Origin of the sequence: Paraburkholderia sp. JPY419 (assembly GCF_050435705.1) — a bacterium.
Classification (GTDB): Bacteria; Pseudomonadota; Gammaproteobacteria; order Burkholderiales; family Burkholderiaceae; genus Paraburkholderia; species Paraburkholderia youngii.
Genome location: NZ_JBNDKV010000002.1, coordinates 2,152,902 through 2,176,005, shown reverse-complemented (window position 1 = coordinate 2,176,005; position 23,104 = coordinate 2,152,902). Strand labels below are relative to the sequence as shown.

General features: G+C 64.2%; 24 protein-coding genes and 1 pseudogene. 10 read left to right on the top strand and 15 right to left on the bottom strand.

The genetic code is table 11. The annotated features are described in order from the left end of the window. Window positions 1–92: 92 nt before the first annotated feature. Entirely contained in the window at window positions 93–1,337 is a 1,245-nt protein-coding gene (locus QFZ91_RS16025) for an MFS transporter (RefSeq protein ID WP_429567795.1), read from the bottom strand. 312 nt (window positions 1,338–1,649) lie between these two features. On the opposite strand from QFZ91_RS16025, the gene QFZ91_RS16020 reads away from it, so the two are divergent. Further along, window positions 1,650–2,336 (top strand): orotate phosphoribosyltransferase, encoded by a 687-nt coding sequence (locus QFZ91_RS16020; protein WP_013090785.1) that lies wholly within the window; start codon window positions 1,650–1,652, stop codon window positions 2,334–2,336. A gap of 158 nt (window positions 2,337–2,494) precedes the next feature. On the opposite strand, the gene QFZ91_RS16015 is transcribed toward QFZ91_RS16020, so the two are convergent. After that, window positions 2,495–3,184 carry a response regulator gene (locus tag QFZ91_RS16015; RefSeq protein ID WP_429568654.1) on the bottom strand — a complete coding sequence of 230 codons (690 nt, stop codon included), beginning with the start codon at window positions 3,182–3,184 and terminating at the stop codon, window positions 2,495–2,497. A gap of 269 nt (window positions 3,185–3,453) precedes the next feature. Between QFZ91_RS16015 and QFZ91_RS16010 the strand changes: the two genes are divergently transcribed. The 3 genes from QFZ91_RS16010 (at window position 3,454) to argC (ending at window position 5,877) form a co-directional block, all read left to right on the top strand. Further along, entirely contained in the window at window positions 3,454–4,050 is a 597-nt protein-coding gene (locus QFZ91_RS16010; RefSeq protein ID WP_429567794.1) for a YbhB/YbcL family Raf kinase inhibitor-like protein, read from the top strand. 90 nt (window positions 4,051–4,140) lie between these two features. Next, the gene (locus QFZ91_RS16005) at window positions 4,141–4,713 is read left to right on the top strand and encodes a flavodoxin family protein (RefSeq protein WP_429567793.1); all 573 of its coding nucleotides are present in this window, start codon (window positions 4,141–4,143) and stop codon (window positions 4,711–4,713) included. A gap of 216 nt (window positions 4,714–4,929) precedes the next feature. Further along, complete coding sequence (argC, locus tag QFZ91_RS16000; protein WP_429567792.1) at window positions 4,930–5,877, top strand: N-acetyl-gamma-glutamyl-phosphate reductase; 948 nt, start codon at window positions 4,930–4,932, stop codon at window positions 5,875–5,877. 372 nt (window positions 5,878–6,249) lie between these two features. Here argC and QFZ91_RS15995 read toward each other — a convergent pair whose 3' ends face one another. Both QFZ91_RS15995 and QFZ91_RS15990 read right to left on the bottom strand, forming a co-directional pair. After that, window positions 6,250–6,885, bottom strand: a complete 636-nt coding sequence (locus QFZ91_RS15995) for a LysE family translocator (RefSeq protein WP_429567791.1) — start codon at window positions 6,883–6,885, stop codon at window positions 6,250–6,252. Window positions 6,886–6,993: 108 nt separating this feature from the next. Beyond that, window positions 6,994–7,863, bottom strand: coding sequence for an NAD(P)-dependent oxidoreductase (locus tag QFZ91_RS15990; RefSeq protein WP_176110071.1), 870 nt, complete (start codon window positions 7,861–7,863; stop codon window positions 6,994–6,996). A gap of 93 nt (window positions 7,864–7,956) precedes the next feature. On the opposite strand from QFZ91_RS15990, the gene QFZ91_RS15985 reads away from it, so the two are divergent. Together QFZ91_RS15985 and QFZ91_RS15980 are read left to right on the top strand one after the other, a co-directional pair. Beyond that, window positions 7,957–8,715 (top strand): Mut7-C RNAse domain-containing protein, encoded by a 759-nt coding sequence (locus QFZ91_RS15985; RefSeq protein WP_368586379.1) that lies wholly within the window; start codon window positions 7,957–7,959, stop codon window positions 8,713–8,715. Window positions 8,716–8,766: 51 nt separating this feature from the next. Next, window positions 8,767–9,045 carry a hypothetical protein gene (locus QFZ91_RS15980; protein WP_176110069.1) on the top strand — a complete coding sequence of 93 codons (279 nt, stop codon included), beginning with the start codon at window positions 8,767–8,769 and terminating at the stop codon, window positions 9,043–9,045. Between the two features lie 151 nt (window positions 9,046–9,196). Here QFZ91_RS15980 and QFZ91_RS15975 read toward each other — a convergent pair whose 3' ends face one another. Then, complete coding sequence (locus tag QFZ91_RS15975) at window positions 9,197–9,406, bottom strand: hypothetical protein (RefSeq protein ID WP_018432578.1); 210 nt, start codon at window positions 9,404–9,406, stop codon at window positions 9,197–9,199. Between the two features lie 270 nt (window positions 9,407–9,676). After that, window positions 9,677–10,430: pseudogene (locus QFZ91_RS15970) on the bottom strand (IclR family transcriptional regulator domain-containing protein). Between the two features lie 240 nt (window positions 10,431–10,670). On the opposite strand from QFZ91_RS15970, the gene QFZ91_RS15965 reads away from it, so the two are divergent. After that, entirely contained in the window at window positions 10,671–11,600 is a 930-nt protein-coding gene (locus QFZ91_RS15965; protein WP_429567790.1) for a DMT family transporter, read from the top strand. 78 nt (window positions 11,601–11,678) lie between these two features. Here QFZ91_RS15965 and QFZ91_RS15960 read toward each other — a convergent pair whose 3' ends face one another. The 3 genes from QFZ91_RS15960 to QFZ91_RS15950 form a co-directional block, all read right to left on the bottom strand. Next, on the bottom strand, window positions 11,679–11,930 hold the full coding sequence (locus QFZ91_RS15960; protein ID WP_176110066.1) for a hypothetical protein: 252 nt from the start codon (window positions 11,928–11,930) through the stop codon (window positions 11,679–11,681). A 757-nt stretch (window positions 11,931–12,687) separates the two neighbouring features. Further along, a complete protein-coding gene (locus QFZ91_RS15955; RefSeq protein ID WP_429567789.1) occupies window positions 12,688–13,560 on the bottom strand; it encodes a DUF2242 domain-containing protein in 873 nt (290 codons plus the stop codon). A gap of 192 nt (window positions 13,561–13,752) precedes the next feature. Then, on the bottom strand, window positions 13,753–14,430 hold the full coding sequence (locus tag QFZ91_RS15950) for a lytic transglycosylase domain-containing protein (RefSeq protein WP_429567788.1): 678 nt from the start codon (window positions 14,428–14,430) through the stop codon (window positions 13,753–13,755). 415 nt (window positions 14,431–14,845) lie between these two features. Between QFZ91_RS15950 and QFZ91_RS15945 the strand changes: the two genes are divergently transcribed. After that, window positions 14,846–15,106, top strand: coding sequence for a DUF6723 family protein (locus QFZ91_RS15945; RefSeq protein ID WP_176124588.1), 261 nt, complete (start codon window positions 14,846–14,848; stop codon window positions 15,104–15,106). A 49-nt stretch (window positions 15,107–15,155) separates the two neighbouring features. On the opposite strand, the gene QFZ91_RS15940 is transcribed toward QFZ91_RS15945, so the two are convergent. The 6 genes from QFZ91_RS15940 to QFZ91_RS15915 all read right to left on the bottom strand — a co-directional run bounded on the left by QFZ91_RS15940 (window position 15,156) and on the right by QFZ91_RS15915 (window position 21,654). Next, entirely contained in the window at window positions 15,156–15,755 is a 600-nt protein-coding gene (locus QFZ91_RS15940; protein ID WP_176380108.1) for a rhomboid family intramembrane serine protease, read from the bottom strand. A 198-nt stretch (window positions 15,756–15,953) separates the two neighbouring features. Further along, window positions 15,954–17,771: a glutamine--fructose-6-phosphate transaminase (isomerizing) gene (glmS, locus tag QFZ91_RS15935; RefSeq protein ID WP_429567787.1), complete on the bottom strand. Its 1,818-nt coding sequence runs from the start codon at window positions 17,769–17,771 to the stop codon at window positions 15,954–15,956. 59 nt (window positions 17,772–17,830) lie between these two features. Next, entirely contained in the window at window positions 17,831–19,192 is a 1,362-nt protein-coding gene (glmU, locus tag QFZ91_RS15930; protein WP_176380106.1) for a bifunctional UDP-N-acetylglucosamine diphosphorylase/glucosamine-1-phosphate N-acetyltransferase GlmU, read from the bottom strand. A 141-nt stretch (window positions 19,193–19,333) separates the two neighbouring features. Continuing rightward, window positions 19,334–20,335 (bottom strand): tRNA 2-thiocytidine(32) synthetase TtcA, encoded by a 1,002-nt coding sequence (gene ttcA, locus QFZ91_RS15925; RefSeq protein WP_429567786.1) that lies wholly within the window; start codon window positions 20,333–20,335, stop codon window positions 19,334–19,336. A 3-nt stretch (window positions 20,336–20,338) separates the two neighbouring features. Beyond that, on the bottom strand, window positions 20,339–20,734 hold the full coding sequence (locus QFZ91_RS15920) for a dihydroneopterin aldolase (protein ID WP_013090805.1): 396 nt from the start codon (window positions 20,732–20,734) through the stop codon (window positions 20,339–20,341). Window positions 20,735–20,826: 92 nt separating this feature from the next. Next, entirely contained in the window at window positions 20,827–21,654 is an 828-nt protein-coding gene (locus tag QFZ91_RS15915) for an SDR family oxidoreductase (protein WP_429567785.1), read from the bottom strand. Between the two features lie 13 nt (window positions 21,655–21,667). Here QFZ91_RS15915 and QFZ91_RS15910 point away from each other — a divergent pair, with 13 nt between their 5' ends. Together QFZ91_RS15910 and QFZ91_RS15905 are read left to right on the top strand one after the other, a co-directional pair. Further along, window positions 21,668–22,870: a class I SAM-dependent methyltransferase gene (locus QFZ91_RS15910; RefSeq protein WP_429567784.1), complete on the top strand. Its 1,203-nt coding sequence runs from the start codon at window positions 21,668–21,670 to the stop codon at window positions 22,868–22,870. Between the two features lie 31 nt (window positions 22,871–22,901). After that, complete coding sequence (locus QFZ91_RS15905) at window positions 22,902–23,096, top strand: DUF2905 domain-containing protein (protein WP_013090808.1); 195 nt, start codon at window positions 22,902–22,904, stop codon at window positions 23,094–23,096. Window positions 23,097–23,104 lie beyond the last annotated feature (8 nt).

Below are 23,104 nucleotides of genomic sequence, written 5' to 3'. Positions count from 1 at the left end.
GGTTAACAGAACTGGCCATTGGCGAAACAGCCGCTATAAATGCAGAGTCGCTGCACCTGGGAGCGTTTTTCCGCCATGTGGCGGCGGCACGCTTAATCGAGCTCGGCGCCGCGTCGCTCAGGGATCAGAAATAGTGTCGCGAAGATGTCGAGCAGGTAAATCGACGCGAGCAGCGCGAGCGCCGCGCCGAACGAGTAGCGCGCCGCCAGCGCGCCCACCACGACCGGCCCAAAGCCTCCCACCGCGCGGCCGGCGTTGAACAGCACGTTTTGCGCGGTGGCGCGCGCATCGGTTGGATAGAGCTCCGAAATGAGCGCGCCATAGCCGCCGATCATGCCGTTCACGAACACCCCCATCGCCGCGCCGCCGATCAGCAACGCCATCGGCATCCTCAGTTGCGCATATCCGAACACCATCACGACTGCGCCCGCCTGGTAGAACAGGAACGTCGGCTTGCGGCCGAAGCGGTCGGCGGCGATGCCGAATAGCCAGATGCCGGCCGCCATGCCGAGAATCGTCGCGGCGGTCCATAGCCCCGATTTAGTCAGCGAATAGCCGAAGGTCTTCGACAGATAGCTCGGCAGCCAGATCATCAGCCCGTAGTAGCCGAAGTTCTGCACCGAGCACAGGATCATGACGCCGAGGCTCGCGCGCGTCGTGCGCGCATCGACGAACAGCAGTTTCAGCGGCAGCTTGCGCATGCCGCGCGCGACGCGTTGGTTGAAAAGCGCCGGCTCCTCGACGCGGCGCCGCACGAAGAACGACACGACCGCCGGCAACAGCCCGAGCGCGAACATGCCGCGCCAGCCGATCACCGGCAGCAGGAGCGGCGTCAGCAACGCGGCCGCCAGCACGCCGACTTGCCAGCCAAGACCGACATACGACGACACCCGCGCCCGCTGCGACGCCGGCCACGCTTCGGCGACCAGCGTCATGCCGATGCCGAATTCGCCGCCCAGCCCGATGCCGGCGATGGTCCGGTAGACCAGCAGGTCCGTATAGCCCTGCGCGAGCGCGCACAGGCCGGTGAACACCGCGAAGACCAGGATCGTCCACGTCAGCATGCGCACGCGGCCGAAATAATCGCTGAGCACGCCGAACAGCACGCCGCCCGCGACTGCGCCGATCAGCGTCCATGTAACCAGCGCGCCGGCCTGCGACGAGCTCAGATGCAGGTCGGCGGCGATCACCGGCAGCATGAAGCCGAGGATCAGCAGATCGAAGCCGTCCATCGCGTAGCCCAGCACCGACGCGAGCAGTGCGCGGCCCGCATGGCCCGGCTTGACGGCAAAACGGGTTTCGGTGGCGGAGGCTGAGGCGGATGGAGCGGCGTTCATTGAAAGCATTCCGTTGGTCTGGAGGCGGCTGCGTGGGTTGCCGCCCGGGAAAGTCGCGTGAGTGTAAAGGCGGCCTCAGCCGGTCACAAGACGATGCGCGCGCCGAAGCGCCCACCGGGGGCGGCGGCGCGTACGACGGCCTCCTCGGTGGGACCCATTTCAGGTAAAATAACGGCCCACGCGCGCAGCAAAAGCCGGTCTTTGCTCTTCCCCCGGCCGCGTATCCCGCCCAGCATGGCGCGGCATACCCCGCTTGCTGCGCCACCGGGCCCGGCGCCCGCTTCTCCCCCGCTCACTCCGAAGGATCCGCCCATGACAGGCTTCGATCGCCAGACGATCTCCGACACCACCGCCAAAATGCTGCTCGAAGTGCAAGCAGTGCATTTCAACGCGGAGAAACCGTATATTTTCACGTCCGGCTGGGCGAGCCCGGTGTATATCGACTGCCGCAAGCTGATCTCGTATCCGCGCGTGCGCCGCGGCCTGATGGAAATGGCCGAAGCGACGATCCTGCGCGACGTCGGCTATGAGCAGATCGACGCGGTCGCCGGCGGCGAAACCGCGGGTATCCCGTTCGCCGCATGGCTGTCCGACCGCCTGATGGTGCCGATGCAGTACGTGCGCAAGAAGCCGAAGGGTTTCGGCCGTAACGCGCAGATCGAAGGTCTGCTGACCGAAGGCCAGCGCGTGCTGCTCGTCGAAGACCTGACGACCGACAGCCGCAGCAAGATCAACTTCATCAACGCACTGCGCACCGCCGGCGCGACGGTGAACCACTGCTTCGTGCTGTTCCACTACAACATCTTCAAGGAAAGCGTGTCGGTGCTGAAAGACATCGACGTCGATCTGCACGCGCTCGCCACGTGGTGGGACGTGCTGCGCGTAGCGAAACAAAACAACTACTTCGACACGAAGACAATCGACGAAGTGGAGAAATTCCTGCACGCGCCTGCCGAATGGTCCGCGGCGCATGGTGGTGCGACGTCTGCGCCGCAATAAAGCCATCGCGCTAAAGCAGTGACAATAAAAACGTAGCCGCTTTATGCGAATTGAATAAGAAAGCCGTCTGTTGCGAAACAGGCGGCTTTTTTTATCGCCGATTGCATATTGCCGATTACCTTTCGCCGATTACGCGGCGGACAAAACGAGGCGCGATATCAGGAATCGTTCGCGATGTTCCTGGCCGCGTTCGACGACAGATTCAGCAAACCATTGCTCTGCGCATACTGGAATAGTTGGGAGTCGCGATCGATTCCGAGCTTGCGCATGGCTGCATTTTTCTGCGTGCTGATCGTCTTGATGCTGCGATTCAAACGCTCCGAAATTTCCTTGATCGTCATACCCGATACGAACAGCCGCACGACTTCGAGTTCGCGCCTGGACAGCTTCGAGTCGTCGCGCTTGCCGGCCGAATTGACCCGCAACCCTTCGAGCACCGCCTTCACCGACGGACTCATATAGGTCATGCGACGGCCGACGTGCTGTACCGCAAGCGCAATATGGCTTAGATCGTCCGACTTGTTCACGACCGACGTCACGCCAAGCTCCTTGAGCCGTTTCAGTAAGGCGGCGTTCTCGAGCATGGTGAGCACGACAATGGGCAGGTTCGGAAAATTGCGGCGCAAATAGTCGATCAGCTGCAAGCCATCGCCGTACTGACCGCCCGGCATGGCCAGGTCGGTGACGAGCACGTCGCATCCGGTGGATTGCAACAATTTAATGAGTTCAGTCGACTGTCTTGCGCGCCCAACGACTTGCATACCGGGAAACTTGTGAAGCGCATTTTCGGCACCAAACAGAATAACCGGATGATCGTCTGCCACCACGACCCTGAGTGAAACTTGCATCGTCCTCCTCTGGACGGATAAACCGGTCTCCACAACTTCTAACACTTCTTTCGACGCTCGCAATTTAAACGAGATAAATACAGCCAGGGTCGCCCGATAGTCCTCTTACTATAGCTGATTTCCTATCTGCTAATTCCGCGGGACGCGAACAGATTGCGTCGCAGAGCTAATCAGCGCTGGTGTTAGACTTTATTCGACCTTGGGGCACAATTCAGGACAACGACCATCGCGAGGACCCGCGCCTCGCGCCCTGACAGGAGAACCGGCATATGCGCGTGCGTTGCCTGGTTGTTTCGTTGGCTTCATCCTGGTGGCATCGATCGCTCGCCGTCGGTGCGATGCTCGCACTATTGGCGGCGCATAGTGCCGGTGCCTGCGCCGACGAGCCGTTCACGCTGACGAGCGCAAGCGTGCGCGCGGGCGGCGCCGTGCAGAATGCGCAGGTGTTCGACCAGAGCGACTGCAAGGGCGGCAACCGTTCACCGCAGCTTTCATGGCGCGCCGCACCGGCCGGCACGCGCGGCTTCGCGATCACGATGTTCGACGAGGACGCGCCTGGGCGCGGCTGGTGGCACTGGGCGGTCGCGGGCATCCCAGCCACGGTCGACAGCCTGCCCGAGAATGCCAGTTCGTCCGGTTTCCTGCGCAAGCTCGGCGCGGTCGAAGCGCGCAACGACTTCGATACGGACGGCTATGGCGGCCCGTGCCCGCCGCCCGGCAAACCGCATCGCTATATCATCACCGTGTACGCGCTGAATTCGGCCGATCTGCGTCTCGCGCAAGGGCGTCCCGCGTTGATGTTCGATCACGAGATCGGCACGGCCGCGATCGGCAGCGCGAAGCTGGTGGTCAATTTCGGGCGCTAGTGGCGGCCGGCGCGGTCGTCATGGCGCGCCGCCTCGCCGCATCGGGTTTCGTCTCCCATCACCGTCCGGGTCGCCTTGCTGGAGCAGTCCATGTCGAAGATCGTCATCGTTTATCACAGCGGCTACGGCCACACGAAGAAGGTCGCCGAAGCCGTGCTCGCGGGCGCGCTCGAAGCCGGTGCGCACGCGAAGTTGATGCCGGTCGGCGACCTCGACGACGCCTCGTGGGACGAGCTCGCCGCCGCCGACGCGCTGATCTTCGGCGCGCCGACCTACATGGGCGGCCCGTCGGCCGACTTCAAGAAGTTCGCCGATGCGAGCTCGAAACCGTGGTTCTCCCAGGCGTGGAAAGACAAGATCGCGGCCGGCTTTACGAACTCGGCGACGATGAACGGCGACAAGTTCTCGACGATCCAGTACTTCGTCACGCTGGCGATGCAGCACAGCATGATCTGGGCGGGCACCGGCATGATGCCGTCGAACACGAAGGCCGCGACGCGCAACGATCTGAACTTCGTCGGCGGCTTTACCGGCCTGCTCACGCAATCGGCGGCCGATGCGTCACCCGACGAAGCGCCGCCGCCGGGCGATCTCGAAACCGCGCGCCTGTTCGGCGCGCGCATCGCGGGCGTCACCGCGCGCTGGATCGCGGCGCGCGGTTGATGGCAGAGCGGCCTGAACGGCGCCGAAGCGGCGTCGCGCCGCATCTGTAGTGCATCTTCGGTCATCAGCCCGCATTTGCCGCGCAACGGGTCACGCCGATGTCACGTTGCGCGCGCATCGTCGTTTTTTCGCGCTGCACCGCACGATCGCGGCGATGACGTCTTAAAATAACGTTCCGGCGCGGCGTCGCGCCCCGTTCCAGCGAGTGAGAGTGAGATGAGCACGAAAGTTTTTGTCGACGGACAGGAAGGCACGACCGGCCTGAAGATTTTTGAATACCTGTCGCAGCGCGCCGACGTCGAAATCCTGCGTATCGAAGAAGCGAAGCGCAAGGACCTGGACGAGCGCCGTCGTCTCATCAACGCATCGGACGTCACGTTCCTGTGTCTGCCCGACGTCGCCTCGCGCGAATCCGCTTCGCTTGTCGAGAACGACCGCACGGTGCTGATCGACGCGAGCACCGCATTCCGTACCTCGCCCGACTGGGCCTACGGCCTGCCTGAGTTGGCCCGTTCGCAGCGCGAGCGGCTGCGCACCGCCAAACGCATCGCCGTGCCGGGCTGCCACGCCTCGGCGTTCGTGCTCGCGATGCGCCCGCTCGTCGAAGGCGGCGTCGTCGCGCCCGAGTTCGCCGCGCATGCCTACTCGATCACCGGCTACAGCGGCGGCGGCAAGAAGATGATTGCCGACTACGAAGCCGGCGGCAACGACAGGCTGAAGAGCCCGCGCCCGTACGCGCTCGGCCTCACGCACAAGCATCTGCCGGAAATGGCCGCGCATACGGGCCTGAAGTCGGCGCCGATCTTCACGCCGATCGTTGGCGACTTCTACAAGGGCCTCGCGGTCACCACGTACTTCTCGCCGGGCCAGCTCGCGAAGAAGACGACACCGCAGGACGTGCAGACTCTGTTCGCCGAGTACTACGCAGGCGAAGCATTCGTGCACGTCGCACCGTTCGACGCCGACGCGAACCTCGACAACGGCTTCTTCGACGTGCAGGCGAACAACGACACCAATCGTGTCGATCTGTTCGTGTTCGGCAATGAGGAGCGCTTCGTGACCGTCGCGCGTCTGGACAATCTCGGCAAGGGCGCGTCGGGTGCGGCGATCCAGTGCATGAATCTCGCGATCGGCGCGACCGAAGACAGCGGTCTGAAACGCTAAGCGAGTCGACCCGCGAGCCTCGCTGCGAGCCTACGAAAAAGCCAGCCGGTCTATAAAGACCGGCTTTCTCGTTTTAATACCGCGAACTTGGTCACTTCCTTCGTGGCCGCATCGTAAAGTTCTGAGCTTGATTTTCCCCGGTCGCGGCGGTGGCGCTTTGCGTACACGCGGCGAATTCCGGGCAAAAAAAAGCCCGCCTAGGTTGGCGGGCTGAATCCATATCAGAGGAGACATGGAGGAGACAAGACGTACTATAGCAAACCGCTTGGTGCGTTGCAACATGCAAATTAGGGTTGACCCTCGATGTTGCAAACATACAACGGTCACACAAATACGCTTCAGTTTCCCCTTGTCTGCCGGCAGGCGCGGTGCTCAGTGCCGCACCAGCGCCATCATCGCGCCGAAACCCACGAATACACCACCCGTCAGCCGGTTGAACATGCGCGCGACGCTGCGGCTCTTCAGCTTCGCGCCGATGCGTGTACCAAAACCCGCGTACACCAGATACCAGCTGACCTCGATCAACGCGAACGTCGAGAGGAGCACGCCGAACTGCGGCAACTTCGGTTCGGTGGCATCGATGAATTGCGGCAGCAGCGCTGCCGCGAACAGAATCGCCTTCGGATTGCTGCTCGCGACCAGAAAGCCGTTGCGAAACAGCGCGAAGCGCGAGCGCGCGGGCCTGACCGCCAGGTCGTCGACGGTTTGCGCGGCGGCTTCGTCGGCCGGCGCGCGCCATGCCTTGATGCCCAGATACACGAGGTAGGCCGCGCCGATCATGCGCAGTGCGTTGAACATGGTCGGCCATGCCGCCAGAAACACGCCGAGTCCCGCCGCCGATACCGCCAGCATCAGCACCAGCGCCGACAGACAGCCGGCCATCGTCGCGCTCGCGCGGCGCAGACCGTGCTGGGCGCCGTGCGTCATTACGAGCAGCATGTTGGGACCGGGAATCGCGGAAACGACGAAAACGGTGGCGACGAACAGCCACCAGGTATGCAGAGTCATCGAGGTCGGGTGTAGGGAAATCGGGCGGCCATTATGCCTTGCCGCCCAGCGTGACTCCATGCGGTCACATTGGGTCGACCGCTCGCGTGCGGCGATCGACGGCCACGATCAACGGCCGGCGCGTCGCGCGGCCACCTGGCCCAGCACCGCGAAATCCTTCTCGCCGTCGCCGTGCGCGATCGCCTCGATCAGGCTGTCGCGCACCACGCTTGCGACCGGCATCGGCGTCGTCACCGCATCGGCGGCGGCGAGGGCGAGGCGCACGTCCTTCAGTCCCAGACGCGCCTTGAACAGTGCCGGTTCGAAGCGCTGCTCGGCGATCAGCTTGCCGTAGCCCGAGTACACCGGCCCCGGGAACAGGCCGCTCGTGATCACATCGAGGAAGTCCTGCATTCCGACGCCGTGGCCCGTAACGAGCGCGGCCGCTTCGCCGAGCGACTCGATCGCCGCGCCGAGCATGAAGTTCGCGGCCAGCTTCATCACGTTCGCCTGCTGCGGCAGCGAGCCGATGCGCCAGGTCTTCTGGCCGAGCACGTCGAAAATCGGCTGGATCCGGTCGATCGATTCGGCCGGGCCGCCCGCGACGATCGTCAGCTTGCCCGCGGCTGCGACGTCGGGCCGCCCGAGCACCGGCGCGGCCACATAGTGCACGCCGCGCGACGCGTGCGCGGTCGCCAGTTCCTCGGCGAGCGCCACGGAAATCGTCGCCATGTTCGCGTGGATCAGCCCACGCGGCGCATGTTCGAGCAGCGACGCGGTGATGACTTCGCGCAGCGCGGCATCGTCGGCGAGCATCGAAAACACGGCGTCGCCCGCAAACGCTTCAGCCGGCGTGGCGACCACTTGTGCGCCCAGCGCGGCCAGCGGCTGAGCCTTCTCCGGCGAGCGGTTCCACACGCGCACCTGGTGCCCGGCTTTCAGAATGTTTGCAACCATCGCGGCGCCCATCTCGCCGAGACCGATAAAACCGATGTCCATCTATCGCTCCGTCTTCTAAAGAACCCGAAGTAAAGCACACTCATGCGACACGCGCAGGACAACACGCCGCCCCGGCGGTGCGATACTGCGGGCATGGTCACTGCGACATTCCGCTTCTACGAGGAGCTGAACGACTTCATCGCCCGGCCGCTGCGCCGGCGCGCGTTCACCTGCGTCTGCGCGCGCGACGCGACGACCAAGCACATGATCGAAGTGCTCGGTGTGCCGCATACCGAGGTCGAGCTGATCCTCGTGAACGGCGAGTCGGTCGGTTTCGATTATCCGCTCGCCGACGGCGACCGCGTCGCGGTCTATCCAAAGTTCGAGGCGCTCGACATCCAGCCGCTGCTGCGTGTGCGCGAGCGTCCGTTGCGCGTGATGCGCTTCATCGCCGACGCGCATCTCGGCGGCCTCGCGCCGCTATTGCGGCTCGCGGGCTTCGATACGCTGTATGACAACCACTTTCCCGACGCCGATATCGAGGCGCTCGCCGCCGCTCAACAGCGCATCGTGCTAACGCGCGACCGCGAGCTGCTCAAACGCCGCAACATCACGCATGGCTGCTATGTGCGCGCGCTGCGGCCGCGCGAGCAGTTACGCGAAGTGTTCGAGCGGCTCGATCTCGCGCGCAGCGCGCAACCGTTCCGGCTATGCCTGGTATGCAACGCGCCGCTGCGGCGAATCGGGCGCGAGGAAGCCGGCCCGCGTGTGCCGCACGGCGTGCTGCAGCGGCATAGCCGCTTCGTCACCTGCGATGTATGCGGACGGGTGTTCTGGGAAGGCACGCATTGGCAGAGGATGCGTGCGTTGATGGACAGCGTCTCCGCCAGCGCGCCGGAGCGAGTCGGCTGACGTCGCGCTTGCGTACAATGCGGGTTGATCTATTTGGCAGAGGCCTTTCCGATGGCGATGAAAAAAACCGACCTTGAAAAGAACAAGGCGCTGAAACTGGGCAACGCGATGAAGCAGGCGGCCGCGAACCGCGGCGGCAAGAACGCGGCGACCGAGCCGAAAGTCGACCGGCGCGAGCAGCGCAAGCTCGATCAGGCGCAAGGCCTCGTCCCGTTTGCGTGCAAGCTCAATAGCGGGCTGGTGGAAGAATTGAAAACGCGCGCCGCCACGCATCCGGACGGCCTGAACGGTTTGCTCGATGAAGTGATCCGGCGCGGGCTCGCGGGCTGATCCTCCCGCGCGCAATATTCGCCGCAAAAGCAAAAAGGCCAGAGCTCGCGCTCTGGCCTTTTTGCTTGCAACGCATCCGCCTTCACCGGCTGCATCGACCGGCAAGCGGCCCGGTGCAGCGGTATGGCACGCCCGACGAGCGGGCGTCGGCTCAGTTCTGCGTGCCCTTGTCGTTCGTGCCAGCGGCCGAAGCTGCAGCGGAAACGTGTGCCTTCTTGCCGTGGGTCTTCAGTTGCTTGATGTGGTGCTTCTTCGGTGCGCTTGCTGCTTCCGTAGCTGCGGCATCCGATGCCTGTGCGAAAGCCTGAACGGAAACGAGTGCGATCGAAGCGGCTGCGAGCGAGACGATAACTTTTTTCATGTGTTGATCCCCAAACCAGACGACTTAGTCAATGTGAATGAATACAACAGCTACACGGTAGAGCGGGCCGGACTTCGAGGCGCCTTGTGCTCCCCGCGGGAGAGTATTACCCAAGCGTAGGCGGTTTGTCATGCGCAAAACTCGATATGTATTTTCCGGGAGACAGCCTGCTTTGAGCGTGCTTGCATCGACCTGCAAGTTGCACCAGGGACACTACCAACTCCCCCGTGAAGCCACCTGCCGCGCGCCTCGCCGACCGCTTCGCCGCGCTCAAACAAGGTTCCGCAGCAGGCTCGCGGTCTCCTGCAGCGCCGGCAAAACGCGGTGCAGCGCGGCGTTCGCCGACTCCTCGCCGATCGGCATGGTGACGCTGATCGCCGCGACCACCGTACCGTGCCGGTCGCGCAACGGCACCGCGACGCCGCGCACCCCGATCTCAAGCTGCTGGTCGGTGACCACGTAGCCGTTGCGGCGGATTTCGCCGAGCACTTCCCTGAGCCGGTCGACCGTCGAATAGGTGTACGGCGCAAAAAACCTTGATCGGATACGACGCGAGCCACGGGTCGATGCTGTCGGGCGGCTGAAATGCGAGCAGCACAAGCCCCGCCGACGATAACGGCGCCGGCGCGCGTGAGCCGGTCACGAAGCCGACCGCCATCGCCCGATTCACGCCGTTGCGCGCGACGTAGACGACGTCGTGTTCGTCGAGAATCGCAACCAGCGCGGTTTCCTGCACGGTCGCGGTGATCCGCTGCAGGAACGGCTGCACCGTGCGCGGCAGCCGCGCCGAATCGAGGTAAGACTGCCCGAGCCGCAGCACGCGGGGTGCGAGCCAGAACAGCTTGCCGTCGGTGTCGACGTAGCCGAGCTCGCGCAGCGTCAGCAGATAGCGGCGTGCGGCCGTCCGTGACAGGCCGGCGCGCGCGGCGACCATCGTCGGCGTCATGCGCGCGTGTTCTTCGTCGAATGCTTCGATGATCGCGAGCGCCTTCGCGGCGCCCGCGATCCAGTCCTTGTCGTCCATTTCGTTTGCTCGTGGAAGGAGCCCGGGATCGCGGTCCGGTTTGCAAGTCGCCTCATCACTGCGGTCCGCACGGCGGCGACCGCGGCCGTTGCGCGATTATCGCGCGGCTCGCGGGCTTTGCCTGCCCGGCGCGCGAGGCCCGCGTATCATGTGAGCGATTCCTTACGGGCTGCGCACCGCGTGGCGCGCCCTTGCGGCTTCCCAGCCCGATCCACACGACAAAACAAAACAGAACAAACCTTGAATCCCGACACCCGCCAACACCTGCGCGCGAACGTGCTGATGCTGATCGCCGCGATGATCTGGGGCTCCGCGTTCGTCGCGCAGCGACTGAGCCTCGATACGATCGGCCCGTTCCTGTTCACCGGCCTACGCTTTTTGCTCGGCGGGCTCGTCGTGCTGACGATGATCGTCTGCGTGCGCCGCCCGGCGCTCGCCGAACTGACGAAGCGCGCGCCTGGCGGCGCCCGCGAACTGCTTGGCGCGGGCGGGCTGCTCGGTGTCGTGCTGGCCGTGTCGATCTCGCTGCAGCAGATCGGCCTGCAGTACACGAAGATCGCCAACGCGGGCTTCATAAGTTCGCTGTATGTGGTGATCGTGCCGCTGCTCGGCGTGCTGTTTCGCCACCGGACCGGCCTAGGTACATGGCTTGGCGCGCTGCTCGCGGCCGTTGGCATGTACTTCCTGAGCGTCGACGAGCACTTCTCGATGCTGTATGGCGACTGGTATCAGCTCGCCGGGGCGCTGGTGATTTCCGCACAGATGATGCTGGTCGGCCGCTTCGCGGCGCGCCACGACACGCTGATGCTCGCGCTCGTGCAGTTCGTGACCTGTGGGCTCGCGTGTCTGTCGATTGGCCTCGTCGTCGAGCCCGTTAGCGCCGCGGTAATTGTGCGAGCCGCGCCGATGATCGCGTACGGCGGTGCATTATCGGTGGGCGTCGCGTATACGATCCAGGTGGTCGCGCAGCGCTATGCGGCGCCTTCGCACGCGGCGGTGATTTTCAGCATGGAAGGCGTGTTCGCGGCGTTCGCGGGCTGGCTCGTGCTCGGTGAGACGCTGACGGCGCGCGCATTGTTCGGCTGTGCGCTGATGCTCGCGGGATTGATCGTGTGTCAGGTACTGCCGGGCTGGAAACGCGCCCGGCAGCGTGCTCCGCAGGGGTTGTGACTGACAGCGGTTAAAACGATTCGATGCCGACGCTCGGTGCGCGACGCGCACCGGCAGGCGTCTTGCCCATTCGCCCAACTATGCCGCGCGCGGATGAGCGAATAGGCTCGGCGTATCGGCGGTCGGCGGAAACACACACCAGCAGCCGTCGTCGTGCCGAAAGAAGAACAAACCGCGCGCGCCCTCTTCCGACGAAGTTTCCACCCGCACATAACGCCGCCCGCCGGTGCGCGTGCGGCTGAACTCCGTCACGTGAACCGGCTCCGCCGGCGATGGCGAAAGCCACTTGTCGACCAGAAACCGCAACGACTGTTCGCTCGCGGTTCTCATGATCTGCTCCGGAACAGCTTGTCGCGCTGCGCATTGCGCGTGGACTCGGGACCGTCGTCGTCGCGAGTGGTGTCGCCGTTCTCGGCAGCCTCGGCGGCTGCCAGCGCCATCATCCGATTGGTTGCGGCCGCCCGCAACGATCTGCAATGGGCCGCATGTCGAAGGTCCGACAGAAGACGGACTAGCTGTCCTGCTGATCTGCGTTTCATACATCCCCCGCACTGCACCAGAAACCTCACAAAGCACTTTAACTCTATGCCGGATTGTTCGCTGGGCAAATGGTTTTTGACGAAATAGCAACAGTTGCGCTTGCAATAAGAAGGCGCGCAATCTTCGTACCGCGTCATCAATGTGCGCGTTCGGTGGCCGAAATTCTGTGCGTTGGCGAGCGCTTCGCATCGCGCGAAGCGCAGGTGCGGGCAACGGTTATCCACAGCGACCTCTGAATAACTTCGGGATAGCACGACGAACAGCCTGTGCGCGAAATCTTGATAAAGCTGGGGTCGGTTAACGCGTGTTCGAACTTATCCCAGCTATGTAGTTTTTCTACCGACGTGTTCCGCAGGGTTATCGGTTTCGCATGATGTTGAAGCGGCGGGACATTTGCGACTTATCCACAGAATCGGTTAACCCTTGTTAACTACTACTACGTATGTATACGTACCAAGTAAACACCATAAGGTGAATCTGGCTGCGCGCCTGAATCAAAGGCTGATCGGATCTTGATCCGCCGCGATGCGAAAGCCGCCGCGCGCTGTCACGGCACCAGAGACGCCGTGCCGCTCGCGGGTTCGATCGCAGCGGCCTGGCCAATCGGGTCGGTTGGTTGGACCGCAGAGGTTGGCGACGGCGTCGTGAGCGAAACCGGTGCGGGCGCGGTTAACTGCACTGGGGCGGGCGCTGATTGGACAGCTTGAACCGCAGATGGCTGCGTCGCCTGAACCGACACTGCCGGCGTCGCCTGAACGGCAGCGGGAGTCGTCGCCGGTACCGGCTCGGGGACCGGATCAGGAATCGTCAGCTGGAGCGGCGTGGCTACCTGCATTGGCAGCGTGCGCGTTTCGATCGAACTGCTCGTCACCGGCTGCGTACGCACGACGGTCTGCAAGTAATGATCGACGAGGCTGAAAAAGCGGTCGTAGAACTTCCCAGACGGGATCGTTTCGCTCGAGATCTTCACCATCGCGTCGCTATTCGAGCGAATCGGCAGCGACAGCGAACCGAGCACGCTGAGCCCGACGCTCGCCGACGTATCGCTCTTCTTCAACGCGAAGCCGTTCTGTACCGCGTTCACATAAACGATGCTGGTATTGGCCGCCTCTTCGCCGGGCGTGCAGACGACGTGAAATTCGACGACCACGTGTGAATCGCCGGTCGGCTGAAAATTCTTCGTGCCGTCGACGGTATCGGGGCGCGACATCGTCGTCAGATAGCCTTGACTCAGCAGTGCGCGGCGCGCGGCTTCGCAGCTATCGCCGGTACTCGAATTGAAATTGCGCGCGTACGGGCTTGCGCCGGTTTCGAACAGTTCCTGCGTGAATTTGGGTTGCGGCGTGCTGCCGCTGCATGCGGTGAGCGCGAGCAGCCCGAACAGGGCCGCGGCGGTGGTGCGGGAGAAGGGGGTCTGCATGATCAGGTGCAAGAAGCGCCTCGTGAGCGCGAATGGGAATGCATTGTAGAGCGGGCAGCGCTATGTGCGTAAAAAGCGTGCAAGCCGGAGCCCGAACCCCATTACGTCATGTAACACAGCACATCGATGCACGCCGCCCGACCTTCGCAGCACGTACGGGCGAAAACGGGAGTAAAAGCCGCGCCGGCGCGGCTAGTTCGATGTCGTGCGCGTCGAGCCCGCTGTCGCGGCCGAACTCGACCCTGAGGCCGCGGCAGCCCCGCTCGCCGCAGGTGCCACAGGTGTAGTGAGCGCCGCCGGTAGGCTGAACGCGTCGGCCCACGGGTTCACACCGGCGCAACGATCCGCCTCGCACGACGCGGCCCGCCCGGCGGCTCCTGAAGCGCCGTCCGCGGGCGTCGCAACCGCCGCGAAATCTTCGATGCGCAGATTCACCTTCTGCGCATAGGCCTTCGAGCCGCCATAGCTCTTCAGTGCCGTATTCAGATCGCCGTTCGCCGAGCGCATGTAGCCGTATAGGATCGCCGAACCGGCTTCGATGTTCGCACCGGGTTCGGTCAGGTCCTTCACGTTGCGCAGCAGCCCGCGGTGCGCCTGCGGCACGACCTGCATCAGCCCCGTCGCGCCATTGGCGCCGCGAGCCTTTTCCTTGAAACGGGATTCGATCGAGATGATGGCGAGCAGCAGCGCCGGAGGGAGGGAGTATTTGTTGGCGGCGGATTGCACCGCGTCGGAGATCTTTTGAGCTTTTTCTTTGCCCACACCGAATTTCTGCGTCAGGTACGCCGATATTCGGTCGGTGTTTTCGTCGGCCGCCGCGGTTTGCGCGAGGCCGAGCGAAAGCACCATCAGGCAAAGTAACCGGCTCATGGTGGACGTCAGGGGAAGCAAAGATCCGCGCATTATAGCTCCGCGGTGCACTACGGAGCCTTTCTTCGACAGTTTTTGTCTTTTAAATCAAGGCTGACCAGAACTCTCCGCATTTTTCGATCCGCTTATTTGACCGCTTCGGTCTTCGGGTCATAGCCATAGGTCAGCGTTGCGAGGCGGGGTCGTCGAACAGCTTTTGGCTCGCAACTCTTGTGCAGTTAGTTGCACTTTTCTATCGAGGTAGCAATCGAACTTGCTCGTGTACGGATGAGAGCTCGGGTCATCGCGCTCGAAGCGCTCGATCGCGTGGCGAGGGGGCCGCTCGCTTCATCGTTCGCGCGGATTTGAGACAATGCACGTCCGCCGTGCGCATCGCGTTGCGCACCGCCTCGATGAACAACCGATGTTTTCAGCTATGAGCAAGACCGCGTTTATTCCCAGCGTCCCGGGCACATCGGACGACGACTTCGAGATTTCGGCGAGCGCGAAGATGGCCGGCTACCGGCGCTTCTTTGGCGTGTTGAAGGTCGTGCGCACGACCGACGGCCGCGTGCTGTTTCCGTTCGACGGCGCGCCGGAACTCGGCCCGCATCCGAGCCGCGTCGAAGCACTCGCGGCCGCGCAGGTGTATGGCGAACACATCGTCGCGAGCGATCTGGCGCGGCCGGAGTTGTAGGCCGGGACGCCCCGAACCGGGTCCATTCCAACGAACGGCGAGGTCTCCATCAGCGCGCCCGCACCCGGCGCGCAGCCCCAGCCCCCGAGCGTGCCGCGAGCACACCGCCGATCACGCCGCCGATATGGCTCTGCCATGACACATCGGGATAGATCGGCAGCACACCGAACAGCAAACTCAGACCGTAGCTGCCGACCACGACTAGAGCCACGAGGATCGACGCCAGATTGCGCGTGTAGTAGCCGCGTGCGACCAGGTAACCCGCATAGCCGAACACCAGTCCACTCGCGCCGATATGCACCGAATACGGCGCGCCGAACAGCCACGCGCAAAGACCGGCGCCGAGCATTGCGCCGATGGTCGCGCGCCAGAAGCCCCCGATGTGCGGCCACGTACACAGCCAGCCCAGTACGACGAGCCCGCTCGTGTTGGCCGCGATATGCCCGACGCTCGCATGCAGCCACGGTGCGAACAGAATCCCTTGCAAGCCGCCGAACGTACGCGGCACGACACCGTGTTCGTCCAGATGCAGGAACGGCAACGCAACCGACAGAAAGAACACGGCCCACATCGAACCGACGAACAGCGCGATCAGTACGACTCGCGACTTGAGCTTCTCGGTGAGCGTGTTGCGAGATGAGGTCTTCATGGTGACGTGGCCACGGGATGTCGACAGAGGGTAGTCGATGTGGCGTCGTCACGTCGAGGCATCGTGGAACGACAGATGCCGATTTGAGCGGTGGATGTTTCGTCAGCCGCACCGCACCGAATGGCGGTGCGGCTGATTTGGCGGGAGCCGGCGGCCGGGTTCGTCGCCGCCGCCGTCGTTACGTCTTCTGCTTCGTCGTCACTCCACCGTCACCGACTTCGCCAGATTGCGCGGCTTATCCACATCCGTGCCACGCGCACACGCGGTGTGATACGCGAGCAACTGCAGCGGCACCACGTGCAGGATCGGCGACAGCAAGCCATAGTGCTCCGGCATCCGGATCACATGCAGCCCTTCGCCGTTGACGATTTTCGTATCCGCATCGGCGAACACATACAGCTCGCCGCCGCGCGCGCGCACTTCCTGGATGTTCGACTTCAGCTTTTCGAGCAGTGCGTCATTCGGCGCAACCGTCACCACCGGCATCGCTTCGGTCACGAGCGCCAACGGCCCGTGCTTCAGCTCGCCAGCCGGATACGCCTCGGCGTGGATATACGAAATTTCCTTGAGCTTCAGCGCGCCTTCGAGCGCGATCGGATAATGCATGCCGCGTCCGAGGAACAATGCGTGTTCCTTGCGCGAAAACTCCTCCGACCAGGCGATGATCTGCGGCTCCAGCGCGAGCACGCTGTTCAGCGCGGCCGGCAGGTGGCGCAACTGCTTCAGATAACTCGCTTCCTGCTCGTCGCTCAAACGTCCGCGCAGCTTCGCGAGCGTTGCCGCCAGCGTGAACAGTGCGACCAGCTGCGTCGTGAATGCCTTGGTCGACGCGACGCCGATCTCGCGGCCCGCATGCGTGAGGAACGACAACTCGGTCTGCCGCACCATCGCGCTCGTGCCGACGTTGCAGATCGCGAGCGTGTGCGGGTGGCCGAGTTCCTGCGCGTGCTTGAGCGCCGCGAGCGTGTCGGCGGTTTCGCCCGACTGCGAGATCACCACCACCAGCGACTTCTGATTCGGCACCGACTCGCGATAGCGATACTCGCTCGCGATCTCGACCTGAGTCGGAATCTTCGCGACCGATTCGAGCCAGTACTTGGCGGTGAGTCCGGAGTAGTAGCTCGTGCCGCACGCGAGAATCAGCAGGCTGTCGATGTCCGCGAACACCTGGCGCGCGCCTTCGCCGAAGATCGACGCATCGAACGCGTCGGCTTGCGGAATCGTGTCGGTGATCGCGCGCGGCTGCTCGAAGATTTCCTTCTGCATGAAGTGGCGATACGGGCCGAGTTCGACCGCGCCGCCATAGGCCGCGACCTGACGTACCTCGCGTTGCGCGATCTCGCCCTGGCGATCGGCGATGCGCACGCCATCGAGCGACAGTTCGCACACGTCGCCTTCCTCGAGGAAGATGAAGCGCTCGGTGCTGCCGGCGAGCGCGAGCGCGTCCGAGGCCAGGAAGTTTTCACCGTCGCCGAGTCCGACCACGAGCGGCGAGCCCTGGCGGGCGCCGACCACCGTATGCGGCTGGTCCTTATGCAGCACCGCGATCGCATACGCGCCGTGCAGTTGTGCGATGGCTTCGCGCACCGCGGCGAACAGGTCGCCGCGATATAGGCTATGGATCAGGTGAGCAATAACCTCGGTGTCGGTTTGCGACACGAACTCATAACCCTTGCCACGAAGCATTTCGCGCAAGGTCTCGTAGTTCTCGATGATGCCGTTGTGTACCAACGCCAGCGCGTCGCGCGAGAAGATCGGGTGCGCGTTATCGGTGACCGGCGCGCCATGCGTGGCCCAGCGTGTATGCGCGATGCCCGTCACGCCTTCGAGGTGACCTTCGCGCACCTGAGCGTCGAGGTCGGCGACGCGCGCGACGCTGCGTGCGCGGCTCGGCCCGCGAGCGCCGAGCACGGCGACGCCGCACGAATCGTAGCCGCGATATTCGAGACGTCGCAGTCCTTCGATCAGGACGGGAACGATATTACGTTGCGCAACCGCGCCGACAATGCCGCACATGGTGTATTCCTTTTCAGTGCCGAATTCAGTGAGCGCGCCTCGTGGGCACGCCATATCGATCAGCTTTTCTTTTTGACTGGGCGCACGTAGCCCGTCTTGCTCGTCTGGGTTTTATCGTTCAACACCAGCGCATTCGCGGCGACGTCTTTCCACACCGTGGTGCCGGCCGCGATCGTCGCGCCGCGCTGCACGCGCACCGGTGCGACCAGTTGCGTGTCCGAGCCGACGAACACGTCGTCCTCGATCACGGTGCGGAATTTATTGGCGCCGTCGTAGTTGCAGGTGATCGTGCCCGCGCCGATATTCACGCGCGCACCGACATCCGCGTCGCCGATGTAGCTGAGGTGGTTGGCTTTCGAGCCATGACCGAGCACAGCGTTCTTGATCTCGACGAAGTTCCCTACATGAGACTCGTCTTGCAGCGCCGCGCCTGTGCGCAAGCGCGCATACGGACCGACAACGGCTTTCGCGCCCACTTCCGCGCCTTCGATGTGCGTGAACGCATCGACCCGCGTACCCGCGCCGATTCGCGCGTTGCGAATCACGCAGTTCGGCCCGATGCTGACGTTGTCAGCGAGCGACACGCTGCCTTCGAACACGCAGTTGACGTCGATCGATACGTCGCGGCCGCATTCGAGCGTGCCGCGCACGTCGACGCGCGCGGGGTCGGCGAGCGTCACGCCCGCGACGAGCAGCGCGTCGGCGACGTTGCGCTGATGAATCCGCTCAAGTTCGGCGAGTTGCTGCTTGCTGTTGACGCCGAGCGTTTCCCACTCGTCGTCAGGCTGCGTGGTGACGACTTCGAGGCCGGCTTCGATCGCCATCTCGACCGCGTCGGTCAGATAGAACTCGCCTTGCGCGTTGTCGTTCTTGAGCGCCGCGAGCCAGCCGGCAAGGCGCGCGGTCGGCGCGACGATGATGCCGGTGTTGATTTCAGCGATCTTCAGCTGCTCCGGATTTGCGTCCTTCTGCTCGACGATGCGCTGCACGTTGCCATGCTGATCGCGCACGATGCGGCCGTAGCCGTTCGGGTCGTCGAGCGTGACCGTGAGTACGCCGTAGCCGTCCTGCCCGGCGCGCTCTGTCAGTGCGCGCAGCGTTTGCGCGCGCGTGAGCGGCACGTCGCCATAGAGCACCAGCGTGGGCAACGAAAGATCGAGCAACGGCAGCGCCTGCTGCACCGCGTGGCCGGTGCCGAGCTGTTGCTCCTGCACCGCGAACTGGATATCGGGCGCCGCGACGGCTTCGCGCACGGCTTCGGCGCCGTGGCCGATCACGACGATCAGGCGCGCGGGCCTCAGCGCGCGGGCGGTGTCGATGACATGAGCGAGGAGCGGCCGGCCGGCCAGAGGATGGAGCACCTTGGGAAGCGCGGACCGCATGCGCTTGCCGGTACCTGCCGCCAAAATGACGATGTTCATGGCGTCGGCAAATAGACGAGTTTGGAGCGCACGATTCTATCATGCTGCACCTGCAAAAAAGGCCGCAGACGCGGCCTCGGCGGGGCGTGCAAGCCAGCGGAAAACCGCCCGAATGCCGCCAAAACAAGCAGTTTTCGCTCTCTACAGGTCGTCGAACTGGACCAGCGGAATAGTCTTCGGGCCGGTGAGCGGTGCACCTTCGTCGCCGCTCGAGCACGGTTCTTCGTCGAACGCGATGTCGCCTTGCGGGTCGGCCTCACCGGTCGCGCGCAACCCCGCGAACGGAAACAGCTGGTGATCCATCAGATGCGACGGCACTACGTTCGACAGCGCGTTGAACATGTTCTCGATGCGGCCGGGGAAACGCTTCTCCCAGTCGCGGACCAGCGCCTTCATTTCCGCGCGCTTCAGGTTTGGTTGGCTACCGCACAGATTGCACGGAATGATCGGGAATTCGCGCAGCTCCGCGTACTTCTCCAGATCGGTTTCCTTCACGTAGGCAAGCGGCCGGATCACGATGTTCTTGCCGTCGTCCGATTGCAGCTTGGGCGGCATGCCCTTCAGCTTGCCGCCGTAGAACAGATTCAGCAGCAGCGTCTGCAGGATGTCGTCGCGATGATGGCCGAGCGCGATCTTGGTCGCGCCGAGCTCGCCGGCGACGCGATACAGGATGCCGCGCCGCAGCCGCGAGCAAAGCGAGCAGGTGGTCTTGCCCTCCGGCACGAGCCGCTTGACGATGCTGTAGGTGTCCTGGTTCTCGATGTGGAACGGGATGTCGAGCTGGGTCAAGTACTCGGGCAGCACGTGCTCGGGGAAGCCCGGCTGCTTCTGGTCGAGGTTGACCGCGACGATGTCGAAATTGATCGGCGCGCGCTCGCGCAGCCGCATCAGGATGTCGAGCATCGCGTAGCTGTCTTTGCCGCCCGACAGGCACACCATCACCTTGTCGCCGTCCTCGATCATGTTGTAGTCGCCGATCGCCTGGCCGACCTGGCGCGCGAGGCGCTTGAACAGCTTGTTGTTCTCGTACGCTTCCTTCTGCTCGCGGCGCGTGAGCGGCGATTTCGGGGCGCGCGGGGCGTTCGGGGCCGTGGTGGCCTCGGCGGCCTGGTTGCCTGCGTTCAGCATTTCCGGTGCATTCATCGCTCAGTCCTCCTTGATGCGGAAGACTTCGACACCGACCGCATCGCAGTCCGGATACACGTCCGGCTTCTCGGTCGACACGCGCGCGCCGCGCACCTGCGGATGTTCGAGCATCACGCGCACGAGGTCGTCGCACAGCGTTTCCTGCAGATGAATATGGCCTTGCGACACGCGCTTGGCGATCGTCGAGCGCATGAAATCGTAGTCGACGACTTCGGTGAGCTTGTCGTGAACCGGCGTGGACATCGCGAGCGGCACGAACAGTTCGACGTTGATCACGACGCGCTGCTCGCCGCGCTTTTCGAAGTCGTGCACGCCGATGTTGATATGCACTTCGTAATTGCGCAAAAACAGCCGGCGGCAATCGGCGAGCCGGGGGTGCGAAAGAGCGGCAAACATGTTCGTTCCAGTCAAAAAAGCGTGCGGGGCACGCAAAGGGACACTTCGTCGCACGCGACGGCCGCCTCGGCAAGGCCGGCCGCCCGCACGTATCAGGCGCCCGTCAAAAACATTACGTCGCGCGGCAGCGGCACGAGATGCTGCCCGCCGTCGACCACCAGCGTCGTTCCGGTGACGCCGGCTGCATCCGCGAGATACAGCGCAGCGGCGACGATATCCTCGGGCCGCGACGCACGGCCGAGAGGCGTCATACGGTGGGCGGCCTCGAACCCGTGCTGGGTCTGGTCGCCCGATTGCATGGTCAGGCCAGGCGCGAGCCCGACCACCCGGACCTTCGGCGCGAGCGCCTGGGCGAGCGCGACCGTCGCGGTCTGCAGCGCCGCCTTCGACAGCGTGTACGACAGATAGTCCGGGTTCATGTTGTACAGCTTCTGATCCAGCACATTGATGACCACGCTGCGCTGGCTTTCGTCGCGCAACGCGGCATCGGTCGTCGCGTCGTAAAGCATGCGCGCGAGCACCAGCGGGGCGCCGACGTTCATCGCGGTCAGCTTCAGCAGCAGGTCGTAGCCGACGTCGCGCGCCGTGTCTTCCTCGAAGCGAGACGCGTTGTTGACGATGCACGACGGCCGCCCGAGCGCCGCGGCACAGTCCGGCAGCAGCCGCGCGACCTGCGCCTCGTCGCCGAGCTCGGCGTGCAGCGCGACCGCGCGGCGGCCCAGCGCGACGATCTGCGCGACCACTTCGTCGGCGTCCTCACGCGAGGCGCCATAGTGCACGGCCACGTCCCAGCCGCGTGCGGCAAAGCCGAGCGCGAGCGCGCGCCCGATGCGGCGCGCGGCGCCGGTAATCAGCACGACACGGGGCGGTTCAGTCGGCGCTTCGGCCGCGCGGGCAGCGATGTCCGGAGAAACGGTCATTTACAATGCGGGGATGAATCCGAAAGCTCACCAACCCGATAGTTTACCTGCTCCCGGCCCGAGCGCGCTCGCGCAGTCCGACGCGCTCGTCGCCGAGATCCGCGCGCAGCTCGAAGCGGCCGGCGGCTGGCTGTCGTTCGACCGCTACATGGAGCGCGCTTTGTACGCGCCGGGGCTCGGCTACTACAGCGGCGGTGCACGCAAATTCGGCCTGCGCGCCGACGATGGCAGCGACTTCGCCACCGCGCCGGAATTGTCACCGCTGTTCGCCGCGACGCTCGCGCGCCCGGTCGCGGAAGCGTTGGAGGCGAGCGGCACGCGCGAGGTGATGGAGTTCGGCGCCGGCACCGGCAAGCTCGCCGCTGGGCTGCTCAATGCGCTCGACACCCTCGGCGCCGAATTCGACAGCTATTCGATCGTCGATCTGTCGGGTGAGCTGCGCGAGCGGCAGCGCGAAACGATCGCGGCGGCCGCGCCCGCGCTGCTCGCCAAAGTGCGCTGGCTCGACGCATTGCCGGAGCGCTTCGAAGGCGTGGTGATCGGCAATGAGGTGCTCGATGCGATGCCGGTGCGGCTCTTCGCGCAAAACGGCGGTGTCTGGCACGAGCGCGGCGTGGTCTGGCGCGACGGCGCATTCGCATTCGACGACCGCCCCGTCGCCGCCGCCGCGGACCGCGCGCTGCTGACCGAAATCGATACTGATCGCGAGAACGCCGGCGACGGCTACGTGACCGAAACGCACGAAGCCGCCCGCGCTTTCACGCGCACCATCTGCACGATGCTCGCGCGCGGCGCGATCTTGCTGATCGACTACGGCTTTCCGCGCCACGAGTACTACCACGACCAGCGCGCGCAGGGCACGCTGATGTGCCACTACCGGCATCGCGCGCACGGCGACCCGTTCCTGTACCCCGGTCTGCAGGACATCACCGCGCACGTCGAATTCACTGGCATCGCCGAGGCGGGCGTCGACACCGGCGCGGATCTGCTCGGCTTCACTTCGCAAGCGCGCTTCCTGCTGAACGCGGGCGTCACCGAGGTGCTCGGCGAAATCGATCCCGCCGACACCAGGCGTTTTCTGCCCGCGGCCAACGCGGTACAGAAGCTGCTGTCCGAGGCGGAGATGGGCGAACTCTTCAAGGTGATCGCGTTTTCACGCGGACTCGACGGTACGTTGCGCGCCTTTTCGAGCGGCGACCGCTCGCATACGCTGTGATTGTGAAACCGCTCCGGTTCGAGGACTCGCGATGATTCGCTGGCTGTTGACTACCTTCGTCGCCGTCGCGGTGCTGTCGTCGTGCTGGCCGTGGCTGCGGAAGCTCGGCATCGGCCGGATGCCCGGCGACGTGACCTTGCGGCTGTTCGGCCGCGAGTATCCGTTTCCGTTCATGTCGACGCTGGTGCTGTCGATTCTGTTGTCGCTGTTGGCGCGGGTGTTATAGGCACCGCG